Annotated in this window: 19 protein-coding genes and 1 riboswitch; of the genes, 10 read left to right on the top strand and 9 right to left on the bottom strand. The window is 69.9% G+C overall.

Annotated features, from left to right (window positions below):
• Positions 1–39: 39 nt before the first annotated feature.
• Positions 40–489 (bottom strand): hypothetical protein, encoded by a 450-nt coding sequence (locus tag JYK04_RS27885; RefSeq protein ID WP_189732598.1) that lies wholly within the window; start codon positions 487–489, stop codon positions 40–42.
• Between the two features lie 84 nt (positions 490–573).
• Between JYK04_RS27885 and JYK04_RS27880 the strand changes: the two genes are divergently transcribed.
• Positions 574–1,539, top strand: coding sequence for a diacylglycerol/lipid kinase family protein (locus JYK04_RS27880; RefSeq protein WP_030011937.1), 966 nt, complete (start codon positions 574–576; stop codon positions 1,537–1,539).
• Between the two features lie 324 nt (positions 1,540–1,863).
• Positions 1,864–2,121 carry a WhiB family transcriptional regulator gene (locus tag JYK04_RS27875; RefSeq protein WP_003953983.1) on the top strand — a complete coding sequence of 86 codons (258 nt, stop codon included), beginning with the start codon at positions 1,864–1,866 and terminating at the stop codon, positions 2,119–2,121.
• Between the two features lie 169 nt (positions 2,122–2,290).
• Here the strand turns inward: JYK04_RS27875 and JYK04_RS27870 are convergent, their stop codons facing one another.
• Together JYK04_RS27870 and JYK04_RS27865 are read right to left on the bottom strand one after the other, a co-directional pair.
• On the bottom strand, positions 2,291–3,760 hold the full coding sequence (locus JYK04_RS27870; RefSeq protein ID WP_189733671.1) for a sensor histidine kinase: 1,470 nt from the start codon (positions 3,758–3,760) through the stop codon (positions 2,291–2,293).
• A 370-nt stretch (positions 3,761–4,130) separates the two neighbouring features.
• A complete protein-coding gene (locus JYK04_RS27865; RefSeq protein WP_189732601.1) occupies positions 4,131–4,727 on the bottom strand; it encodes a TetR/AcrR family transcriptional regulator in 597 nt (198 codons plus the stop codon).
• 85 nt (positions 4,728–4,812) lie between these two features.
• Between JYK04_RS27865 and JYK04_RS27860 the strand changes: the two genes are divergently transcribed.
• Positions 4,813–5,574, top strand: a complete 762-nt coding sequence (locus tag JYK04_RS27860) for an SDR family oxidoreductase (RefSeq protein WP_189732603.1) — start codon at positions 4,813–4,815, stop codon at positions 5,572–5,574.
• Between the two features lie 208 nt (positions 5,575–5,782).
• Here JYK04_RS27860 and JYK04_RS27855 read toward each other — a convergent pair whose 3' ends face one another.
• A complete protein-coding gene (locus JYK04_RS27855) occupies positions 5,783–6,649 on the bottom strand; it encodes a leishmanolysin-related zinc metalloendopeptidase (protein WP_189732605.1) in 867 nt (288 codons plus the stop codon).
• Positions 6,650–6,876: 227 nt separating this feature from the next.
• Here JYK04_RS27855 and nagB point away from each other — a divergent pair, with 227 nt between their 5' ends.
• Positions 6,877–7,662, top strand: a complete 786-nt coding sequence (gene nagB / locus JYK04_RS27850) for a glucosamine-6-phosphate deaminase (RefSeq protein WP_189732607.1) — start codon at positions 6,877–6,879, stop codon at positions 7,660–7,662.
• 82 nt (positions 7,663–7,744) lie between these two features.
• On the opposite strand, the gene JYK04_RS27845 is transcribed toward nagB, so the two are convergent.
• The 4 genes from JYK04_RS27845 to JYK04_RS27830 all read right to left on the bottom strand — a co-directional run bounded on the left by JYK04_RS27845 (position 7,745) and on the right by JYK04_RS27830 (position 12,547).
• Entirely contained in the window at positions 7,745–9,226 is a 1,482-nt protein-coding gene (locus JYK04_RS27845; RefSeq protein ID WP_189732608.1) for a glycoside hydrolase family 3 protein, read from the bottom strand.
• A 7-nt stretch (positions 9,227–9,233) separates the two neighbouring features.
• Positions 9,234–10,070 carry a carbohydrate ABC transporter permease gene (locus JYK04_RS27840; protein ID WP_189733673.1) on the bottom strand — a complete coding sequence of 279 codons (837 nt, stop codon included), beginning with the start codon at positions 10,068–10,070 and terminating at the stop codon, positions 9,234–9,236.
• 50 nt (positions 10,071–10,120) lie between these two features.
• The gene (locus JYK04_RS27835; RefSeq protein WP_189732610.1) at positions 10,121–11,140 is read right to left on the bottom strand and encodes a carbohydrate ABC transporter permease; all 1,020 of its coding nucleotides are present in this window, start codon (positions 11,138–11,140) and stop codon (positions 10,121–10,123) included.
• Positions 11,141–11,266: 126 nt separating this feature from the next.
• Positions 11,267–12,547 carry an extracellular solute-binding protein gene (locus JYK04_RS27830; RefSeq protein WP_189732612.1) on the bottom strand — a complete coding sequence of 427 codons (1,281 nt, stop codon included), beginning with the start codon at positions 12,545–12,547 and terminating at the stop codon, positions 11,267–11,269.
• Positions 12,548–12,836: 289 nt separating this feature from the next.
• On the opposite strand from JYK04_RS27830, the gene JYK04_RS27825 reads away from it, so the two are divergent.
• The 6 genes from JYK04_RS27825 to JYK04_RS27800 all read left to right on the top strand — a co-directional run bounded on the left by JYK04_RS27825 (position 12,837) and on the right by JYK04_RS27800 (position 20,499).
• The gene (locus JYK04_RS27825; protein WP_030016685.1) at positions 12,837–13,601 is read left to right on the top strand and encodes a GntR family transcriptional regulator; all 765 of its coding nucleotides are present in this window, start codon (positions 12,837–12,839) and stop codon (positions 13,599–13,601) included.
• Positions 13,602–13,726: 125 nt separating this feature from the next.
• Positions 13,727–15,946 (top strand): carbon starvation CstA family protein, encoded by a 2,220-nt coding sequence (locus JYK04_RS27820; protein ID WP_229874949.1) that lies wholly within the window; start codon positions 13,727–13,729, stop codon positions 15,944–15,946.
• Positions 15,943–16,140, top strand: coding sequence for a CstA-like transporter-associated (seleno)protein (locus JYK04_RS27815; RefSeq protein ID WP_189732614.1), 198 nt, complete (start codon positions 15,943–15,945; stop codon positions 16,138–16,140). Before JYK04_RS27820 ends, JYK04_RS27815 begins: the two co-directional genes overlap by 4 nt.
• A gap of 138 nt (positions 16,141–16,278) precedes the next feature.
• Positions 16,279–16,776 carry a GNAT family N-acetyltransferase gene (locus JYK04_RS27810; protein ID WP_189732616.1) on the top strand — a complete coding sequence of 166 codons (498 nt, stop codon included), beginning with the start codon at positions 16,279–16,281 and terminating at the stop codon, positions 16,774–16,776.
• Between the two features lie 51 nt (positions 16,777–16,827).
• A riboswitch (cobalamin riboswitch) is annotated at positions 16,828–16,949 on the top strand.
• Positions 16,950–17,092: 143 nt separating this feature from the next.
• On the top strand, positions 17,093–19,483 hold the full coding sequence (locus JYK04_RS27805) for a ribonucleoside-diphosphate reductase subunit alpha (protein ID WP_189732618.1): 2,391 nt from the start codon (positions 17,093–17,095) through the stop codon (positions 19,481–19,483).
• Entirely contained in the window at positions 19,483–20,499 is a 1,017-nt protein-coding gene (locus tag JYK04_RS27800) for a ribonucleotide-diphosphate reductase subunit beta (protein WP_189732620.1), read from the top strand. Before JYK04_RS27805 ends, JYK04_RS27800 begins: the two co-directional genes overlap by 1 nt.
• 82 nt (positions 20,500–20,581) lie before the next feature.
• On the opposite strand, the gene JYK04_RS27795 is transcribed toward JYK04_RS27800, so the two are convergent.
• A complete protein-coding gene (locus JYK04_RS27795) occupies positions 20,582–20,809 on the bottom strand; it encodes a hypothetical protein (protein ID WP_189732622.1) in 228 nt (75 codons plus the stop codon).
• Positions 20,810–20,870 lie beyond the last annotated feature (61 nt).

The raw sequence follows: 20,870 nt of genomic DNA, 5'->3' as shown, positions 1-20,870 counted from the left end.
CCGAGGAGCGGAGGAGCGGAGGAAGAACCGGACGACCGGTTATCGGGCCTGTTCCCCGGGCCCGATACCGAGAGCCTCGGTCGCCGTCGGATTCACCAGGAGCGCGACGACGGCCACCGCGGCCACGGCCAGCGCCACGGCGGCGGCGATCACCGCGCCGCCGGTGTTGTAGAGGGTCCAGGCCACCGGCAGCGCCATCAGCTGGGTGATCAGGGCCGGGCCGCGGCTCCAGCGGCGTCCCAGGCGCAGCCCGCGGGCCGCGACCAGCGGCAGCGCGGCGAGCGCGAGCAGGGTGAGCCCGCCCGTCTCGGCCTGCTGCGGGGAATCGGGGTCACCGGCGATCCCCACGAACAGCATGTAGATCCCGAGGCCGGCCAGCGCCAGGCCCTCCAGGGCGGTGAGCGCGGCGGCCGCGGTCAGCCGGCCGGGCAGCGCGGCGGTCGGGACGGCGGCGGGGGCGGGGGCGTTCGCGGGCTGCTTCTTACTCACTCCAGCAGGGTAGCGGCGCGCCCCGGGCCCCGGAGGGGACGGGCAGTAGGGTCGGCGTCCGAAGGGGTGGGTAGTCTGGCGCTCATGCGTGCACTTCTCGTGGCCAACCCAGCAGCGACGACCACCAGTGCGCGCACGCGCGACGTCCTGACCCACGCCCTGGCCAGCGAGATGAAGCTGGAGGCGGTCACCACCGAGTACCGCGGGCACGCCCGGGACCTGGGGCGCAAGGCCGCGCACGAGGGGCTCGACCTCGTCGTCGCCCTCGGCGGCGACGGCACGGTCAACGAGGTGGTCAACGGACTCCTGCACAACGGGCCCGATCCGGAGCGGCTGCCGCGGCTGGCGGTGGTTCCCGGCGGCTCCACCAATGTGTTCGCGCGCGCCCTGGGTCTGCCCAACGACGCGGTCGAGGCGACCGGCGCCCTGCTGGACGCGCTGCGGGAGCAGCGCGAGCGGACGGTGGGTCTGGGCCTGGCGGCCGGCACCCCGGGCACGGAGGACGAGTCGGTCCCGGCCCGCTGGTTCACCTTCTGCGCGGGCTTCGGCTTCGACGCGGGCGTGGTGGGCCGGGTGGAGCAGCAGCGCGAGCGCGGCAAGCGTTCGACGCACGCCCTGTATGTGCGACAGCTCATGCGCCAGTTCTGGGAGGAGCCGAACCGGCGTCACGGCACGGTCACGCTGGAGCGTCCCGGAGCGGACCCGGTGACCGATCTGGTGCTGTCGATAGTGTGCAATACGTCACCGTGGACGTATCTGGGGAATCGTCCGCTTTACGCCTCCCCCGAAGCCTCGTTCGATACTGCGCTTGACGTATTGGCACTGGACCGTTTGTCAACTCCGGCGGTCGCGCGGTACGCGACACAGCTCCTGACCTCCACTCCTGAGCGGGGTCCGCACGGCAAGCACGCGGTGTCTCTGCACGATCTGACCGACTTCACCTTGCATTCGAAGGTTCCGCTTCCCTTCCAGATGGACGGCGATCACCTCGGACTGCGGACCAGCGTTCGGTTCACAGGCGTACGCCGTGCACTGCGTGTGATTGTGTGAGTAGAAGGGCCCGCGGGCCTTTCACTCGAACGTTTACACGTCGGTCCACCCTCACGATGTAGGGCTGTGACCTAGTAGACACCGACGAATCAAAAAAAACTTTCCGGAAGGGGTTGTATCCCCGTCCGAGGTTTGCGAATCTCTTCATGGCGATCGGGACAGCCCGCAACACCCGGCACCCACACAGACCGCCAGAACCCCTCCACGAATCTCTGACTGATCACCCGCGTGAAACCGGGCGGTCGCGCTTCCCTCACGGGGGGATTCGTGAAAGCGTTCACATTCACAAGCAACTTGCCCGCAATACAAGGAGATGGAGCAGCCATGGACTGGCGTCACAACGCCGTTTGTCGTGAGGAAGACCCGGAACTCTTCTTCCCCATCGGCAACACCGGTCCTGCGCTGCTGCAGATCGAGGAAGCCAAGGCCGTCTGCCGCCGTTGCCCCGTCATGGAGCAGTGCCTGCAGTGGGCGCTCGAGTCCGGTCAGGACTCCGGTGTCTGGGGCGGTCTCAGCGAGGACGAGCGCCGCGCCATGAAGCGCCGCGCCGCTCGCAACCGGGCGCGCAACGCCAGCGCCTGACAACGACTTTCGAGCCTCGACGCGCAGCGCGTAGTAACCGAACAAGCGCTCAGCACTGTGCTCTTGAGCCCCGGACCGAAGCATTCGGTCCGGGGCTCAGTGCTGTTCGGGACCCGGTTCCGGCACGCTGGGTGAACCCGGGCCGTCACGTTGAGTCACTGCACCGCTGCTACTTCTGCGGGCTGGACGGGATGTCGAGGACGACCTTGGTGCCGCGCGGCTCGGCCCGGAGCATGTCGAACGTGCCGCCCAGCTCCCCTTCCACGAGGGTCCGTACGATCTGCAGTCCGAGATTGCCGGCCCGCTGGGGGTCGAACCCCTCGGGCAGACCGCTGCCGTCGTCGAGCACGGTGATCAGCAGCCGGCCGTCGGTGCGGCCGGTTCCGGTGCGGATCGCGGACACCTCCACGGTGCCCCCCTCGCCCTGGGTGAAGGCGTGCTCCAGGGCGTTCTGCAGGATCTCGGTCAGCACCATCGACAGCGGAGTGGCAACCTCCGCGTCCAGGATCCCGAACCTTCCGGTGCGCCGGCAGTCGACCTTGCCCGGTGAGATCTCCGAGACCATCGCGATGACACGGTCGGCGATCTCGTCGAACTCGACCCGCTCGTCGAGGTTCTGAGACAGCGTCTCGTGCACGATCGCGATCGATCCGACACGGCGCACGGCCTCGTTCAGTGCCTCGCGGCCCTGCGGCGAATCCATCCGGCGGGACTGGAGCCGCAACAGCGCGGCCACGGTCTGGAGGTTGTTCTTCACCCGGTGGTGGATCTCCCGGATGGTCGCGTCCTTGGTGATCAATTCACGTTCGCGACGACGCAGTTCCGTGACGTCGCGGCACAGCACCAGGGAGCCGATCCGGGTGCCCTTCGGCTTGAGCGGGATGGCGCGCAGCTGGATGACCCCGCCGTTGCCGTCGACCTCGGTCTCCCGGGGGGCCCAGCCGCTGGCGAGCTTGACCAGTGCCTCGTCCACCGGTCCGCGGGAGGGGGCGAGTTCGGCCGTGATGTTGCCCAGGTGCTGGCCCACGAGGTCGGAGGCGAGGCCGAGCCGGTGGTAGGCGGAGAGCGCGTTCGGGGAGGCGTAGGTGACCACGCCGTCGGCGTCGAGGCGGATCAGGCCGTCCCCGACCCGCGGGGAGGCGTCCATGTCGACCTGCTGGCCGGGGAACGGGAAGGAGCCCGCCGCGATCATCTGGGCGAGGTCGGAGGCGGACTGGAGGTAGGTCAGCTCCAGTCGGCTCGGTGTACGCACAGTGAGCAGATTGGTATTGCGCGCGATCACTCCCAGTACCCGCCCCTCGCGGCGGACGGGGATCGACTCGACGCGGACCGGCACCTCCTCGCGCCACTCGGGGTCGCCCTCGCGCACGATCCGGCCCTCGTCGAGCGCGGCGTCCAGCAGCGGGCGGCGGCCGCGCGGCACCAGGTGGCCGACCATGTCGTCCTGGTACGAGGTGGGGCCGGTGTTCGGGCGCATCTGGGCGACCGAGACGTACCGCGTGCCGTCGAGGGTGGGCACCCACAGGACGAGGTCGGCGAAGGACAGGTCGGAGAGCAGCTGCCACTCCGAAACCAGCAGGTGGAGCCACTCCAGGTCGGTTTCACCGAGAGCGGTGTGCTGGCGTACGAGGTCGTTCATGGAGGGCACGTTGCGAGCGTACCCCGGGTACGCGCCATGACTTTCCCCACGACGGTACTCAGGAGTATCCAAGGGGGGCGCAGGCCGCGTACTGTTGGAGGAAGTGACGGGTTTCCAGGCCCTGTCATTGGATGGACAGAACAGAATGGTCTAGTCCACAATTGATTTCAGAACCTCCGCCCTCCCCGCACAGGAGGACGGATCGAGGTAAGCCGCGCGCTCTGCCCTGACCGCGCAGGCACCTCCACCGGCCGTCGGGAACCGCACACCTGTCGGCCGTAAGTACTCCGGGCTACGGTGCCGGGCGGGTCGAGGGTCCCGTCCTGCACCGTGGCCCAGAGGAACCCCTCCGCGGAACGCCCCGAGCCGGTCAGGCCGCGGGCCAGGCCAGCAGGGCCCGCTCCGCCACCGCCTCAAGCTCCTCCCGGCTCGCCCCGTCGCGCGACTGCTGGGACATCCCCTGAAGCACCGCTCCGGCGTACCGGGCCAGCGCCCGCGCGTCCGTGTCCGCGGGCAGCGCGCCGGTGGCCACGTCGGCCCGGATCCGGCTCTCGAACATCACCAGGTTGGCGTTGCGGCGCTCGCGCAGCGCCTGCGCCACCTCGTCCGAGGTGGTGTTGATCGCGGCGCTGATCACCATGCAGCCCGGCGGGTGGGCCGGGTCGGTGTAGACCTCGGCGGCCTCGCGCAGGATGCGGGCGACGGCCGCCCGAGCGGTGGGCTCCTCGGCGAGCGCCACGCTCGCGAAGTCCCCGTACCGGCCGCCGTACACCACGACGACCTCGTCGAAGAGCTTGCGCTTGTCGCCGAAGGCCGCGTAGAGGCTGGGCGCGCTGATGCCGAGCGAGGCGGTCAGGTCGGAGATGGAGGTCGCCTCGTAGCCGCGCTCCCAGAAGGCGAGCATCGCCTTGTCGAGGGCGGAGTCGCGGTCGAAGGAACGGGGCCTGCCGCGCTGTCCGGTCACCATGCCCGCATTCTATAGCGGGCGCTAGGAAATCTGGTACGTTCATTTCTGTAGCGACCACTAGCGATTACTGGAGGGGGGGCGCGTCATGGGCGTGCTCAAGGGGAAGACGGCACTGGTCACCGGCGGCAGCCGGGGCATCGGACGGGCCGTGGCCGAGCGGCTGGCGCGGGACGGGGCACTCGTCGCGGTGCACTACGGACGCGACGAGGCGGCGGCGAAGGAGACGGTCGCGGCGATCGGCGCGGCCGGCGGACGGGCGTTCGCCATCGGGGCCGAGCTCGGCGTCCCCGGCGACGCGCAGGCCCTCTGGGCCGCGTACGAGGCCCATCCCGACCACACCGAGGGCGTGGACATCCTGGTCAACAACGCCGGGGCGGCGGCCTACGCGGGGATCACGGACACCGACGAGGAGCTGTACGACCGGGCGCACGCGCTCAACGCCAAGGCGCCGTTCTTCGTGATCAAGTACGGGCTGGAGCGGCTGCGCGACGGGGGCCGGATCGTGAACGTGACCGGCACCCCGGACATCGCCCTGCCGGCCATCCTGGCCACGGTCACGGCCAAGGGCGCCACGAACGCGCTGACCCGGTCGCTCGCCGCCGAACTGGCTCCGCGCGGGATCACCGTGAACTCGGTCGGCCCCGGCATCACCGAGACCGACCTCAATGCGGACCTCCTCGCCGACGCGGCGACCCGGGCCCACCTGGCCGCCCGCTCCGTCTTCCACCGGGTGGGCACGGCCCGGGAGGTCGCCGACGTGGTGGCCTTCCTGGCCTCGCCGGACTCCCGCTGGGTGACGGGCCAGCACCTGGACGCGACGGGCGGCCTGCAGCTCGCGCTGATCTAGGCCGTCTCTTTCGGATCTTGTCGGCCGAGCCCGCGGCGTCCGGTGCCGTAGATGGCAAGGCGGAGGGGCGCACCGTGTACTGGACGTACTCGGGCGCCCCGACAACGCGGCCAGGTGCGGTGCCGGGCGTCGCGGGCCCGGCAAGATCCGGAAGAGACGACCTAGGGGCGTCCTGCCGATCACGCCGGGCTGATCGGCAAGACCCGGCCTAGGGTCGGTCGGCGGGGATGCTGCTGGGGACGGTCGGGAGCATGACGCCCCTGGGAGCCGCGGACTCCGCGCCGCCGGCCATCGCGATGCCGAAGGCGTCGGGGAGTTCGTAGGGCTCCGCGGCATCGAGGTCGACCTGGTAGCCGAGGTCCCCGAGGCTCGCCGCGGTCAGCCGGCTCAGGGGGTTGCCGGGGCCCCCGATGGTCGGCGACATCAACTCGTTGCCGAAGACCCGCTCCCGCCAGTGGCCGCCCGCGCTTCCCGCGCCGCCGACATTCGCGACCGGCACGGGAGTGGGCTGCCCGGACCCGATGAGCGCGCCGAACTCCTTCATGGCGCCGGGACCGACGAAGGTGGGGTTGGGGCCGGGGAAGTCCTTCAGCAGACCGAAGGTGTCCCAGATCGTCCCGATCCCCAGCACGTGGCCCATCTCGTGCGTGATGACGTCGAGCAGCGAGCCGTCGTCCTCCATCTGCCCCAGGTCCGCCTTGTCGAACCGCATCATGCCCGTGGCGGGGAGGCGCGCTCCGGTGACCGCGGTATCGCGCCGGAAGCGGGTCGGCCCCGCCTCCCCGAGCGTGCCGAAGACCCCGTCGATCACCACGCCTTCGGCGTCGATCAAGAGGTCGTCGATGACGACCTCGCCGGTGAAGTCGCGCACGATCGCGGTCTCCAGGTCACCGACGATGACCTTGGCCCAGCGTTCGGCGGCCTCGGCGAAGACGTCCCGCTGGCCACTCGTCAGTCCACCGATGAACCGCACCTCGATCTGGAACGGGGAGGTGGTCGCGGCGAGCAGCTCGGCGCGCCCGGCATCCGCGACGGCTCTGTAGGTCTCGAAGGCGTACGTGGTGTGCCTGCCCATGGCGACCACTCCAATCGCATATACCATGATTTACCTACATAAACCACCGTAGGGGAGAATGGAGTTGTAGACAGGACAACCAAAAGGTTGAAGGTTCTCCCGGCCTCACGGGAGGCCGGACCTCCGGAACCGGACCGCCATGGATGGCGACGAGACCCTGTCATGGACGGCAGCCTCTGCTAGATTGGTCTATACCACCTTACCCACTCCAGATCGGCAGGCCCCGCGTGGAAGTTGTCATCGTCCCGGACGCCAAGGCAGGCGGCGAGCTCATCGCGGAGGCCATGGCCGCCCTGGTGCGGCGCAAGCCCGACGCCCTGCTCGGCGTGGCGACCGGCTCTACCCCGCTGCCCGTCTACGAGGCCCTCGCCGCCAAGGTCAAGGCCGGCCAGGTCGACGCCTCCAAGGCCCGGATCTGCCAGCTCGACGAGTACGTCGGCCTGCCGGCCGGGCACCCCGAGTCCTACCGTGCCGTCGTGCTCCGCGAGGTCGTCGAGCCCCTGGGTCTGTCCGAGGCCTCCTTCATGGGCCCCGACGGTTCGGCCGAGGACATCGTCGGCGCGTGCGAGGCCTACGACCGCGCCCTGGCGGAGGCCGGCGGCGTCGACCTCCAGCTGCTGGGCATCGGCACGGACGGCCACATCGGCTTCAACGAGCCCTGCTCCTCGCTCGCTTCCCGCACCCGGATCAAGACGCTGACGGAGCAGACCCGCGTGGACAACGCGCGCTTCTTCGACGACGACCTGGAGCAGGTGCCGCACCACGTCATCACCCAGGGCATCGGCACCATCCTCGACGCCCGCCACCTGGTCCTCCTGGCCACCGGCGAGGGCAAGGCCGAGGCCGTCGCGCAGACCGTCGAGGGCCCGCTGTCCGCGCTGGTCCCGGCCTCCGCGCTGCAGCTGCACCAGCACGCCACCGTGATCGTGGACGAGGCCGCCGCCTCGAAGCTGAAGCTGGCCGACTACTTCCGCCACACCTACGCCAACAAGCCCGCCTGGCAGGGCCTTTAGCCGCACGGCACGACAGAAGGGCCGGACTCCATCGGCGGGAGTCCGGCCCTTCTGTCGTGTGTGGGCAGCCGCTGCGCGGGCGCTACGCCCCTGCGATGACCTCGGCCGCGGCTCGGCCGCAGACGCGGGAGGCGCCGTGCGTCGCGATGTAGAGCGCTCCGCGAGGCTCCGTCCGGGGGAGGCCCATCTCGACGACGACCGTGTCCGGCCGGGCCGCGACCAGCGCGTCGAGGGCCTCGGTCATCCAGGGGTGCCGGTGCGCGTCGCGGACCACCGCGACGACGGTACGGTCCCCCGCCGCCGCCAGGACGTCCCCGGCGGAGGAGCCTTCGGGATAGACGCCCGCCGCGGTGCCCGGGAGCAGCCCGGCGAGTTCCGCCGCCAGGCCCCACGGGGTCTCGTCCCCGACCGCGATGTTCGCGACGGGCGCGAGCGTGGCGACGTAGGGCGCCGTGAGCGGCTTCGCCCAGCCGGTGACGGCCACGGCGCGGCGGGCGGCCGTCAGCCCGATGCCGGACGCGCGGCTCCCCTCCGGCTGCGCGTCCGGCCGGGCTCCGCGGGTCCATGCGGCGAGCGCGCGGACGCGGGCGGCGGCGTCGGCGAGGCGCTCCTCGGGCAGTGCCCCCCCGCGGACGGCCGCGACCAGCGCGTCGCGCAGCCGCAGGACGGTGGCTTCGTCGGCGAGTCCGCCGCCGACGCAGATGGCGTCGGCGCCGGCCGCGATGGCCAGGACCGAGCCGCGCTCGATCCCGTACGTCCCGGCGATGGCGTTCATCTCCATGCCGTCGGTGACGATGAGGCCCTCGTAGCCGAGTTCCCCCCGCAGCAGACCGGTCAGGATCTGCGGGCTGAGCGTGGCCGGGCGGGTCGGGTCGAGGGCGGGCACCAGGATGTGCGCGCTCATCACGGCCTTGGTGCCGGCCTCGATCGCCGCCTTGAAGGGGACGAGTTCGCGGGCCTGGAGGGTGTCCAGGTCCACGTCGATGCGCGGCAGGGCGTGGTGCGAGTCGACGCTGGTGTCGCCGTGGCCCGGGAAGTGCTTGGTGCACGCGGCCACGCCGGCGGCCTGGAGGCCCTGGACGTAGGCGGCGGTGTGCCGGGCGGCGAGGCGGGTGTCGGCGCCGAAGGACCGTACGCCGATCACCGGGTTGTCCGGGTTGGAGTTGACGTCGGCGGAGGGGGCCCAGTTGAGGTTGACCCCGCACTCGGCGAGGCGGCGGCCCAGCTCACGGGCGACGTCCCGGGTGAGGCCGGTGTCGTCGACGGCGCCGAGGGCCAGGTTGCCGGGGAAGGACGAGCCGCCGCGGACCTCCAGGCGGGTGACGTCGCCGCCCTCCTCGTCGATGGCGACCAGGACGTCGTCGCGCTCGGTACGCAGCTGCGCGGTCAGCGCGGCGAGCTGCTCGGGCGAGGCGATGTTGCGGCCGAACAGGCCGACGGCGGTGAGGCCTTCGCCGACCCGGCGGAGCAGCCAGGCGGGGGCGGTGGTGCCCTCGAAACCGGGCTGGAGGACGGCGAGGGCGTCGCGGGTGAGCGTATCGGTGCGGTGCGCAAGGACAGTCATGACGGCGTCATCCCTTCACGGCGCCGGCGGTCATGCCGCCGACGGCCTTGCGCTGGAGGAAGATGAAGATCAGCAGGACCGGGACCGCGAAGAGCGAGGAAGCGGCCATGGTGGCGCCCCAGTCGTTGCCGAAGGCGGACATGAACTCGGTCAGCCACAGCGGCAGGGTCTGCGCGCTCTTGTCCTTGTTCAGGATCAGGACCATGGCGAACTCGTTCCAGGCCGTGATGAAGCCGAAGAGCGAGGTGGACATCAGGCCGGGGGCCAGCAGCGGGAAGATCACCTTGCGGAAGGCCTGGCCGCGGGTGCAGCCGTCGATCTGCGCCGCCTCCTCCAGGGTCACCGGGACGGCGGCGATGAAGCCGCGCAGGGTCCAGATGGTGAAGGGGAGGATCATCACGAAGTAGATCGCGGTGAGCAGCGGGAGGCTGTTCAGCATCTCGCCGTCGCGGGCGATCATGTACATCGCGATGACCATGACCTCCCAGGGGGCCATCTGGGCCATCATCACGGTGAGGACCAGGCCCTTGCGGCCCTTGAACCTCATGCGGGCGATCGCGAAGCTCGCGGCGAGGGCGACGAGCAGGGCCAGCAGGACGGCGCCGACGGTGACCAGGACGCTGTTGGTGACGTACGTCCAGAAGTTCTCGACCCCGGTGGCCTTGGCGAAGTTGGCCGTCGTCGGCGTGAAGACGAAGACGGGGTCCTTCGTGAGCATCTGGTCGGCCGGCTTGAGGGCCGAGGAGAACATCCAGTACACGGGGAAGACGAAGACCAGGGCCAGCAGGAGCGCGCCGAGGTTCTTGGCCACGGCCGCGGGGCGTACCGGGCGGCGGGTGCGCAGCTGCTGTGCGGGCCTCTCGGGAGCCGCGGGCTTCGGGGCGGTGGTGGTGCTCACTGCTCCTCCTCCTGCTTCAGGATCAGGCGGAAGTAGAAGGACATGACGATCACGAGGATCACGATCGTCAGGACGGAGATCGCGGCGGCGAGGCCGTAGTGGGCCTGGCTCTGGCCCTCGACGTAGGCGAAGACCGGCAGGATCTCGGAGGCGCGGTCCGGGCCGCCCTTGTTCATCGCGTAGACCTGGGTGAAGGCCTTGAACACCCAGATCACCTCGAGGAAGGTGGTGATGAGGAAGAAGGGCTTCAGGTTCGGGAAGACGATCTTCCAGAAGGTCTGCCAGCCGTTGGCCCCGTCCATCCGGGCGGCCTCGTACAGCTCGGCGCCGACCGTGGTGAGGCCGGCGTACATGTTGAGGGCGACGAACGGGATGGAGCCCCAGACCACCAGGATCGTGACGATCACCATGGTGGAGAGGCCGGTCTCCATCCAGTTGTGCTGCTCGTAGCCGGAGAAGCCGGCGGTGCGCATGACCCAGTTCATGACGCCGAACTGCTCGTCGAACAGCCAGCGGAAGACCTGTACCGAGGCGACGATGGGCATGGCCCAGGCCATCACCAGGGCCATCGAGAGGACCAGTCGCATCTTCTTGCCGAGCTTGTTCAGCAGGATGCCGATGAGGCTTCCCAGCACCATGATCAGCGCGACGTTGGCCAGGGTGAAGCCGAAGCTGCGGACGACCACGGTCCAGAACTTCGTGTCACCGAGCAGCTCGGTGTAGTTGTCGAGTCCCGCGAAGGGGTACTTCCGCTGGATGAACTCGATCTTGTTGATGTCCTGGAGGGACAGGATCACGTTCTTGATCAGCGGGTACAGCAGGAGCGTCGCGAGGGCGAGCACCGCGGGCGCGACCAACAGATAGGGCAGCCACCCCGTGGGGAGCGACTTCCCGCCCCCGCGAGGCGGCGTGGGGCCGGGGCCGGTCGCTGGGGCCGGCGTCTCGGGCAGTCCGGCGGACTTCGGTGGTGCGTCCTGTGGAGCGCTGGTCACCGCTCCCTGGGAGTGCACGGTCATGGCTTGGCTTCCTCGCGGTTGACTGTGGAGTCAAATGCGCGACCGGGGGCGCGGCGGGTGTCCGGGCACCTGCCGCACTCCCCGGTGCGTTCACACTGCTGGGTCGTGCGGTACTGCGGGGCGGGACTACTTGTTGATGCGCTTCGCGATCTCCGCGTCCGCGTCCGCGCCCGCCTTGGCTGCGTCCTCGCCCTTCAGGACCTTGGTCATGAACTCCTTGATGGGGTTCGGCTCGGTCTCGACGTTCGCCCAGCCCGCGGTGACCGGGGTGATCTTGCCGTTGGCGCCGGCCTTGCCCATGGCCTCGGCGAAGGAGCCCGCGGCCGGGGTGAAGTTGGCGCCGGCCTGGTTCGGGAGCAGCGCGCCCTTGGTCTCGGCGGCGTACTTGGTCATCTGGTCCTTGCCGGCGGCGAGGGCCAGCCACTCCTTGGCGAGCTCCTTGTTCTTGGAGCGCTCGGCGATGGCGAGGTTCGAGCCGCCGAGGAAGACGGTGCCGGACTTGTCGGCGGTCTTGCCGGGGATCGGGAAGTAGCCGAAGTCGGCTTCCTTGCCCGCGTCCTTCAGGGCCTTCTCGGCACCGCCGGCCTCCCAGCCGAGACCGATCCAGGAGGCGACGCCGCCCTTGGGAACGATGTCGGTGGACTGCTGCGGGGTGGCCTCGTCCTTGTCCTTGGGGGCGGTGGAGAAGGACTGGAGCTTCTTGTAGAAGTCCATGGCGGAGGCGGCCTGCGGGGTGCCCAGTCCGCCCTTCCACTTGCTGCCGTCCTTGACGGCGAGGTCGCCGCCCTCGTCCCAGATCAGGCCCGCGAGGACGTACCAGCTCTGGCCGGGCAGGTAGATCGGCTGCGAGGCCGGGTCGGCCGCCTTCAGCTTCTCCAGGCCGGCGACCCACTCGTCGCGGGTGGTGGGCGGGGTGACGCCGGCCTTCGCGAAGGCCTTCTTGTCGTAGATGACGACGCGGTTGGCGGCGTACCACGGGGCGGAGTAGAGCTTGCCCTCGACCTCGGCCGAGGCGAGCATGCTCTTCTGCCAGGCGTCGGCGCCGAGCTGGGCCTTGTCCTTCGTCAGGTCGGCGAGACCGCCGGTGACCGCGTAGCCCGCGGTCTGGGTGTTGCCGAGCTCAAGAACGTCCGGAGGCGTGTTCTCGGAGAGGGCCGTGGTGACCTTCTCCTGGATGCCGGTCCACTTCTGCTCCTCGACCTTGACCGTCACACCGGGGTGCTTGGCCGAGAACTCCTTGTTGACCTCGTCGATCCAGGCCTTCGGCGCGGAGCCGTCCATGACCCAGACGGTGATCTCCTTGGGGCCCGCGTCGGCCTTGGCCTTGTCGTCGTCCCCGTTGCCACAAGCCGCGAGGCCGATAACCATGCCCGCGACTCCAACCGCCGCGATGAGCTTGCGCTTCACGCCACCCTCCTCAGGGATGCCTGCCTGCACTTCCCTTGCCCGCCGCGGTGACATACGCGAAGTACTGCCGTGGGGCCGGGATCTGATCCATATTGGTTTAGACCAGTAGCTGGAGCTTGGCCTAGACCTTTAGGGGTGTCAAGGGTCTAATGAGCGGGTGCCCGGTCCGTTATCGGACCGACACCTGGGGAGAGAGAAGGCCTGTCCCCCCTTACGTGTCACGATGTGACCGCACATATCGGAGGAGCCGGTGACGGCAGCGAAACTGGAGTCGGGAAGGCGGGCGGCGATGGCCACCGAAGGGGCGACCACGGAGCCGGAAGGCGGGGCAGCCACTCGCACGGCGCGTGTGCCCAAGTACTACCGACTCAAGCGGCACTTGCTCGACATGACCGAAACACTGCCGCCCGGCACGCCGGTACCGCCCGAGCGCACGCTCGCGGCCGAGTTCGACACCTCGCGGACCACCGTCCGGCAGGCCCTCCAGGAACTGGTCGTAGAGGGGCGACTGGAACGGATCCAGGGCAAAGGCACCTTCGTCGCCAAGCCCAAGGTCTCCCAGGCCCTGCAACTGACCTCGTACACGGAGGACATGCGGGCCCAGGGCCTGGAACCGACGTCCCAGCTCCTCGACATCGGATACGTGACGGCCGACGACACCCTCGCCGGACTGCTCAAGATCACCACCGGCGGACGGGTGCTGCGCATCGAGCGGCTGCGCCTGGCCAGCGGTGAGCCGATGGCCATCGAGACCACCCACCTCTCGGCCAAGCGCTTCCCCGCGCTGCGCCGGTCGCTGGCCAAGTACACGTCCCTCTACACCGCGCTCGCCGAGGTCTACGACGTGCACCTGGCCGAGGCCGAGGAGACCATCGAGACCTCACTGGCCACCCCGCGCGAGGCCGGGCTGCTCGGCACCGACGTCGGGCTGCCGATGCTGATGCTCTCCCGGCACTCCCTGGACGCCGACGGCGAACCGGTGGAGTGGGTGCGCTCGGTGTACCGCGGCGACCGGTACAAGTTCGTCGCCCGGCTCAAGCGCCCCGCCGTCTGACCCCTGTCACCCCGCTCCGCGTACCGGAATCCCACGACCGGAATGCGGACGGGGTCTTACGTTCACCAGGCAATCCCCCGTAGATTCCGCCTGCTTACGCAGATGATCGACGAGGGGACGAGGTCATGCCTGAACCGGAAGCAACAGGGACAGAACGGGACGCGGCGAGTCCGGGCGGCACGGCGGGCTCGCCTTCTCCCAGATCCATCGCCGCATGGGTGCTCGTCGGTCTCGTCGGCGCCATCGGCTGGGGCGTGCTGGCGCTCTCGCGCGGCGAGGAGATCTCCGCCGCCTGGCTGCTCGCCGCGGCACTGGGCTCGTACGCGATCGCCTACCGCTTCTACGCACGCTTCATCGCGGACCGCGTACTGAAGGTGGACGCCACCCGGGCCACCCCCGCCGAACGCCTCGACAACGGTGTCGACTTCCACCCCACCGACCGCCGGGTGCTCTTCGGCCACCACTTCGCGGCCGTGGCCGGCGCCGGCCCGCTCGTCGGACCCGTACTCGCCGCGCAGATGGGCTATCTGCCGGGCACCATCTGGATCGTCGCCGGCGTCATCTTCGCCGGGGCCGTCCAGGACATGGTCACGCTGTTCTTCTCCACCCGCCGCGACGGGCGTTCGCTCGGCCAGATGGCCCGGGACGAGATCGGCCCCGTCGGCGGGGCCGCCGCCCTGGTCGCCGTGTTCGCCATCATGATCATCCTGTTGGCGGTACTGGCCCTGGTCATCGTCAACGCACTGGCACACTCGCCCTGGGGCGTCTTCTCCATCGGCATGACCATCCCGATCGCCGTCTTCATGGGCTTCTACCTGCGCGTGCTGCGGCCGGGCCGGGTCACCGAGGTCTCCGTCATCGGTGTCGCGCTGCTGCTGCTCGCCATCGTCGCGGGTGGCTGGGTCGCCGAGTCCTCCTTCGCCGGGACCTTCACCCTGGAGAAGGAGACGCTGGTCATCTGGATGGTGGTGTACGGCTTCCTGGCATCGGTGCTGCCGGTGTGGATGCTGCTCGCGCCCCGCGACTACCTCTCCACCTTCATGAAGGTCGGCACGATCGCGCTCCTCGCGCTCGGCGTGGTCATCGCGATGCCCACCCTGAAGATGCCCTCGGTCACCGACTTCGCGGCGAGCGGCGACGGACCGGTCTTCGCCGGGTCGATGTTCCCCTTCGTCTTCATCACCATCGCCTGTGGCGCGCTCTCCGGCTTCCACGCGCTGGTCTCCTCGGGAACCACCCCGAAGATGATCCAGAAGGAGACCCAGGTCCGCATGATCGGCTACGGCGCCATGCTGACCGAGTCCTTCGTCGCCGTCATGGCGATCATCGCGGCCTGCATCATCGAGCCCGGCCTCTTCTTCGCGGTCAACTCCCCCGGCGGCGTCATCGGCACCACGGTCGAGTCCGCCTCCCAGGCGGTGACCAACTTCGGCTTCGCCATCTCCCCCGAGGCGCTCGCCCAGGCCGCGAAGGACGTCGAGGAAGCCAGTCTGCTCTCGCGCACGGGTGGCGCGCCGACCTTCGCACTCGGAATGTCGGAGATCTTCTCCGCCGTCGTCGGCGGCGCCGGCATGAAGGCCTTCTGGTATCACTTCGCGATCATGTTCGAGGCGCTCTTCATCCTGACGACGCTCGACGCGGGCACCCGCGTGGGCCGGTTCATGCTCCAGGACACCCTCGGCAACGTGCACAAGTCCTTCAAGGACGTCAGCTGGAAGCCCGGCGTGTGGTTCGCGAGCGCGATCGTCGTCGGCGGCTGGGGCTACTTCCTGTGGGTCGGCATCAAGGACCCGCTGGGCGGCATCAACCAGCTCTTCCCGCTCTTCGGCATCGCCAACCAGCTGCTCGCCGCGGTCGCACTGGCCGTCTGCACCACGCTGCTGGTCAAGTCCGGCCGGCTCAAGTGGGCCTGGGTGACGGGCGTTCCGCTGGTCTGGGACGCCACGGTGACCCTCACCGCGAGCTACCAGAAGATCTTCTCCGAGGACGTGAAGGTCGGCTTCTTCGCCCAGCGCGACAAGTACCAGGCCGGCATCGACGCCGACAAGGTGCTGGCGCCCGCCAAGAACATGGACGACATGCACACCGTGGTCACCAACGCCACGGTCGACGGCGTGCTGTGCGCCCTCTTCGCCCTCCTGATCATCGTGGTCCTCGCGGACGCGGCCCGGACCTGCCTCAAGGCCGTCCGCGACCCGGGGTCGGCGACCCTCTCCGAGACCCCGTGGACCGAGTCGAAGATCGTCGCCCCGGCCGGGCTGATCGCGACCGCCGAGGAGCGGGCGGAGCTCGCCGCGGCGGGCCCGGAGGCGGGCGGCGGACCCGTCAGGGAGCCGGTGGCGTGAGCACCGTACGGAACGTGCTGGCCAGGGCCCGGTTCTACGTACGGGAGTTCTCGGGGGAGGCCGCGTACGACCGCTACGTGGCCCACGCCCGCTCCCACGACCCGGACGCGGAGGTCCTCACCCGCCGCGCCTTCGAACGCGCCCGTACGGACGCCCGCGAGGCGGACCCCCGCGAGGGCTTCCGCTGCTGCTGAGCCACCCCGCACGCGAAGGCCCCGCCGGATGCTTCCGGCGGGGCCTTCGGGCTGTTCGGTCTCCTGTACACCCGGGGCTTCTCCTGCCTGCGGCTACGGCGACGACGGCGCCGACCGCCGTCCTGCACACTCGACCGCATGGACATGGTGATCAGAACGGCGCTGCCCGACGACTACGCGGAGCTGGGTGAGATCACGGCGCAGGCCTACCTCGCCGACGGGCATCTGGACTTCAACGAGGACGACGCGTACCTGAACGTGCTGCGCGACGTGGCCGGCCGGGCCGCCCGGGCCGAGGTGCTCGTCGCCGAGCGGGACGGGCGGTTGCTCGGCGGTGTGACCTTCGCCGCTCCGGGCAGTCCGCTCGCCGACATCGCCGCCCCCGACGAGGCGGAGTTCCGGATGCTCGCCGTGGCCCACGAGGCGCGCGGCCAGGGCGCCGGCGAGGCTCTGGTGCGGGCCTGCGTCGAGCGGGCGCGGGCCCTGGAGGGCGTGACCGGCCTGGTTCTCTCCACCCAGCGCAGCATGGCCGGAGCCCATCGGATCTACGCGCGCCTGGGCTTCGTACGCACTCCGGAGCGGGACTGGGCGCCGATCGAGGGCCTGACACTCCTCACTTACCGGCTCAAGCTGTAGCCGTGCCGACACTACATGTGGGGGTTACCGCACAGGGCCGCCCCCACATGTATGCTCATGCCTGCTGTCGCCGCAGGGGAATCCGGTGCGAATCCGGAACTGTCCCGCAACGGTATGAAGTGTCCGGCTACCGGATGCCAAGTCCGATGACCTGCCGACAGCGCGCCCGGATCGACCGAACCGGGTGCCGATTCGTCCGGGCCTCGCGGTTGGGCCGGTGGACGCCATGCGGGGTACGCGTTCTCGTCGCGCCCGCGTGCGCCCGCTCGCGCCCCGCTCCGCCGATGACCGGGCCGAGCGAGGGAGAGCTCCCGCCGTGACCATCGCGCCTTCCGCACCGCGCGCCGAGTCCACTTCTGGCGACAACACCGAGGGCCCGGGGGCCACGCTGCTGCGTACCCTCACCGAACTTACGGCGGACCTCCCCGACACCGACCCCGGCCGGGTCGCGGCCTCCGCGCTGCGCGGCCGCAGCTCCGCCGCCGACGACGCCGAACTGCGCGGGCTGGCCACGGAGGCCGCCGCCGGCCTCATCTCCGAGGACCCGGCCTACTCCCGGCTCGCCGCCCGCCTGCTGACGCTGGCCGTGCGCGACGAGGCCGCGAGCCAGGGCTCCACCTCCTTCTCGGCCTCGGTCGAGGTCGGCCACCGCGAGGGCCTCATCGCCGACCGCACCGCCGAGTTCGTCCGCACCCACGCGAGCCGGCTCGACTCGCTCGTCGAGCTGACCCTCGCCGAGGGCGCCGACGACCGCTTCGGCTTCTTCGGCCTGCGCACCCTGCACAGCCGGTACCTGCTGCGCCACCCGATCACCCGTCAGGTCATCGAGACCCCGCAGTACTTCATGCTGCGCGTGGCCTGCGGCCTCGCCGCGGACGACAGCGTGCAGGCCGTGGAGGAAGTGGCCTCGCTGTACCGGCTGATGAGCCGCCTGGACTACCTGCCGTCCTCCCCCACGCTCTTCAACTCCGGCACCCGGCACCCGCAGATGTCCTCCTGCTACCTGCTGGACTCCCCGCTGGACGAGCTCGACTCGATCTACGACCGCTACCACCAGGTCGCCCGCCTCTCCAAGCACGCCGGCGGCATCGGCCTCTCGTACTCCCGCATCCGTGCCCGCGGTTCGCTGATCCGCGGCACCAACGGCCACTCCAACGGCATCGTGCCGTTCCTGAAGACCCTCGACGCCTCCGTCGCCGCCGTGAACCAGGGTGGCCGCCGCAAGGGCGCCGCCGCCGTCTACCTGGAGACCTGGCACGCGGACATCGAGGAGTTCCTGGAGCTCCGCGACAACACCGGTGAGGACCAGCGCCGTACGCACAACCTGAACCTCGCCCACTGGGTGCCGGACGAGTTCATGCGCCGCGTGAACGCCGACGCCGACTGGTCGCTGTTCTCCCCGGCCGACGTGCCCGAGCTGGTCGACCTGTGGGGCGACGAGTTCGACGCCGCCTACCGCAAGGCCGAGGCGGACGGCCTGGCCCGCAAGACCATGCCCGCCCGCGACCTGTACGGCCGGATGATGCGCACCCTCGCGCAGACCGGCCAGGGCTGGATGACCTTCAAGGACGCCTCCAACCGCACGGCGAACCAGACCGCCGAGCCGGGCACCGTCGTGCACTCCTCGAACCTGTGCACCGAGATCATCGAGGTCACCAACGACGGCGAGACGGCCGTCTGCAACCTCGGCTCGGTCAACCTGGGCGCGTTCGTCATCGACACGGCGGACGGTCGCGAGATCGACTGGGAGCGGATCGACGAGACCGTCCGCACCGCCGTCACCTTCCTCGACCGCGTGGTGGACATCAACTTCTACCCGACCGAGCAGGCCGGCCGCTCCAACGCCCGCTGGCGCCCGGTGGGCCTGGGTGCGATGGGCCTCCAGGACGTCTTCTTCAAGCTGAAGCTGCCCTTCGACTCCCCCGAGGCGAAGGCTCTGTCCACCAAGCTCTCCGAGCGCATCATGCTGGCCGCCTACGAGGCCTCCTGCGACCTCGCCGAGCGCAGCGGCCCGCTGCCGGCCTGGGAGCAGACCCGTACCGCCCGCGGTGTCCTGCACCCGGACCACTACGACGTCGAGCTGAACTGGCCGGAGCGCTGGGCCGCGCTGCGCGCCCGCGTCGCCGAGACCGGCATGCGCAACTCCCTGCTCCTCGCCATCGCCCCGACGGCCACGATCGCCTCGATCGCCGGCGTGTACGAGTGCATCGAGCCGCAGGTCTCCAACCTCTTCAAGCGCGAGACGCTCAGCGGTGAGTTCCTCCAGGTGAACGGCTACCTGGTGGAGGAGCTGAAGCAGCTCGGCGTGTGGGACGCCCAGACCCGCGAGGCGCTGCGCGACTCCTCCGGCTCGGTCCAGGGCTTCGGCTGGATCCCGGCCGAGGTCCGCGAGCTGTACCGCACGGCGTGGGAGATCCCGCAGCGCGGTCTGATCGACATGGCGGCGGCCCGTACGCCGTTCCTGGACCAGTCGCAGTCGCTGAACCTGTTCCTGGAGACGCCCACCATCGGCAAGCTCAGCTCGATGTACGCGTACGCCTGGAAGCAGGGTCTGAAGACCACCTACTACCTGCGCTCGCGCCCGGCGACGAAGATCGCCCGCGCCGCGCAGGCGGCCACCCCCGTCGAGCTGCCGCAGGCGGTCGCCGACGCCGAGGCGCTGGCCTGCTCCCTTGAGAACCCCGAGTCCTGCGAGGCCTGCCAGTAATGAGCTCCAACGACCAGAAGAACCTCCTGGACCCGGGCTTCGAGCTCACGCTCCGCCCGATGCGCTACCCGGACTTCTACGAGCGCTACCGGGACGCGATCAAGAACACCTGGACCGTCGAGGAGGTCGACCTCCACTCGGACGTCGCCGACCTGGCGAAGCTGACGCCTTCCGAGCAGCACATGATCGGCCGGCTGGTCGCGTTCTTCGCGACGGGCGACTCGATCGTCTCGAACAACCTGGTGCTGACGCTCTACAAGCACATCAACTCCCCGGAGGCGCGCCTGTACCTGTCGCGCCAGCTGTTCGAGGAGGCCGTGCACGTCCAGTTCTATCTGACGCTGCTCGACACCTACCTGCCCGACCCGGACGACCGCGCGGCCGCCTTCGACGCGGTCGAGGAGATCCCCTCCATCCGCGAGAAGGCGCAGTTCTGCTTCAAGTGGATGGACTCGGTCGAGAAGATCGAGCGCCTGGAGACGGCCGCCGACCGCCGCCGCTTCCTGCTGAACCTGATCTGCTTCGCCGCGTGCATCGAGGGCCTGTTCTTCTACGGCGCCTTCGCGTACGTGTACTGGTTCCGCTCGCGCGGTCTGCTGCACGGCCTGGCCACCGGCACCAACTGGGTCTTCCGCGACGAGACCATGCACATGAACTTCGCCTTCGAGGTCGTGGACACGGTCCGCAAGGAGGAGCCGGAGCTCTTCGACGACGCCCTCCGGCAGCAGGTCACCGACATGCTCAAGGAGGCCGTGGAGGCGGAGCTGCAGTTCGGCCGCGACCTGTGCGGTGACGGCCTGCCGGGCATGAACACCGAGTCGATGCGCGAGTACCTGGAGTGCGTCGCGGACCAGCGCCTGGTCCGGCTGGGCTTCCCGCCGGTGTACGGCTCGCAGAACCCGTTCTCCTTCATGGAGCTGCAGGGCGTGCAGGAGCTGACGAACTTCTTCGAGCGCCGTCCGTCGGCCTACCAGGTCGCGGTCGAGGGCACGGTCGACCTGGACGAGGACTTCTGAGGCCTCGTACGACCCGTACGAATTGACCGGGGAGCCGGGATGCGGAGTTTCCGTGTCCCGGCTTCTCGCGTTTCCCGGGTGCTCAGTGGGCGATGGGGCCCCAGTACCGCCGGGCGGAGGGCCGGAAGGTGCGCCGGCGCGGGGTGGGCGGGAGGCCGCCCGCACGCTGGCGGGGCAGCCACACCAGCCGGGTCGCGACGGCCCGGATCTGCTGGTCGATCCGCCGGTCGCGCAGGATCCCGTAGAGGCCGGGCCCGAGTACGAGGGCGGCGATGGCGAGGACGGCGAGGTAACTCACGAAGGTGGTCATAGGTCTACTGTCCGCCTGATCGCCCATGATCGACAGTGGCAGTACTGTCATGAAAGACCGA

The sequence above is a fragment of the Streptomyces nojiriensis genome (assembly GCF_017639205.1).
Taxonomy (GTDB): Bacteria; Actinomycetota; Actinomycetes; order Streptomycetales; family Streptomycetaceae; genus Streptomyces; species Streptomyces nojiriensis.
Note: the sequence above shows the minus strand (reverse complement) of the source record. Positions and strands in the feature narration are given on the sequence as shown.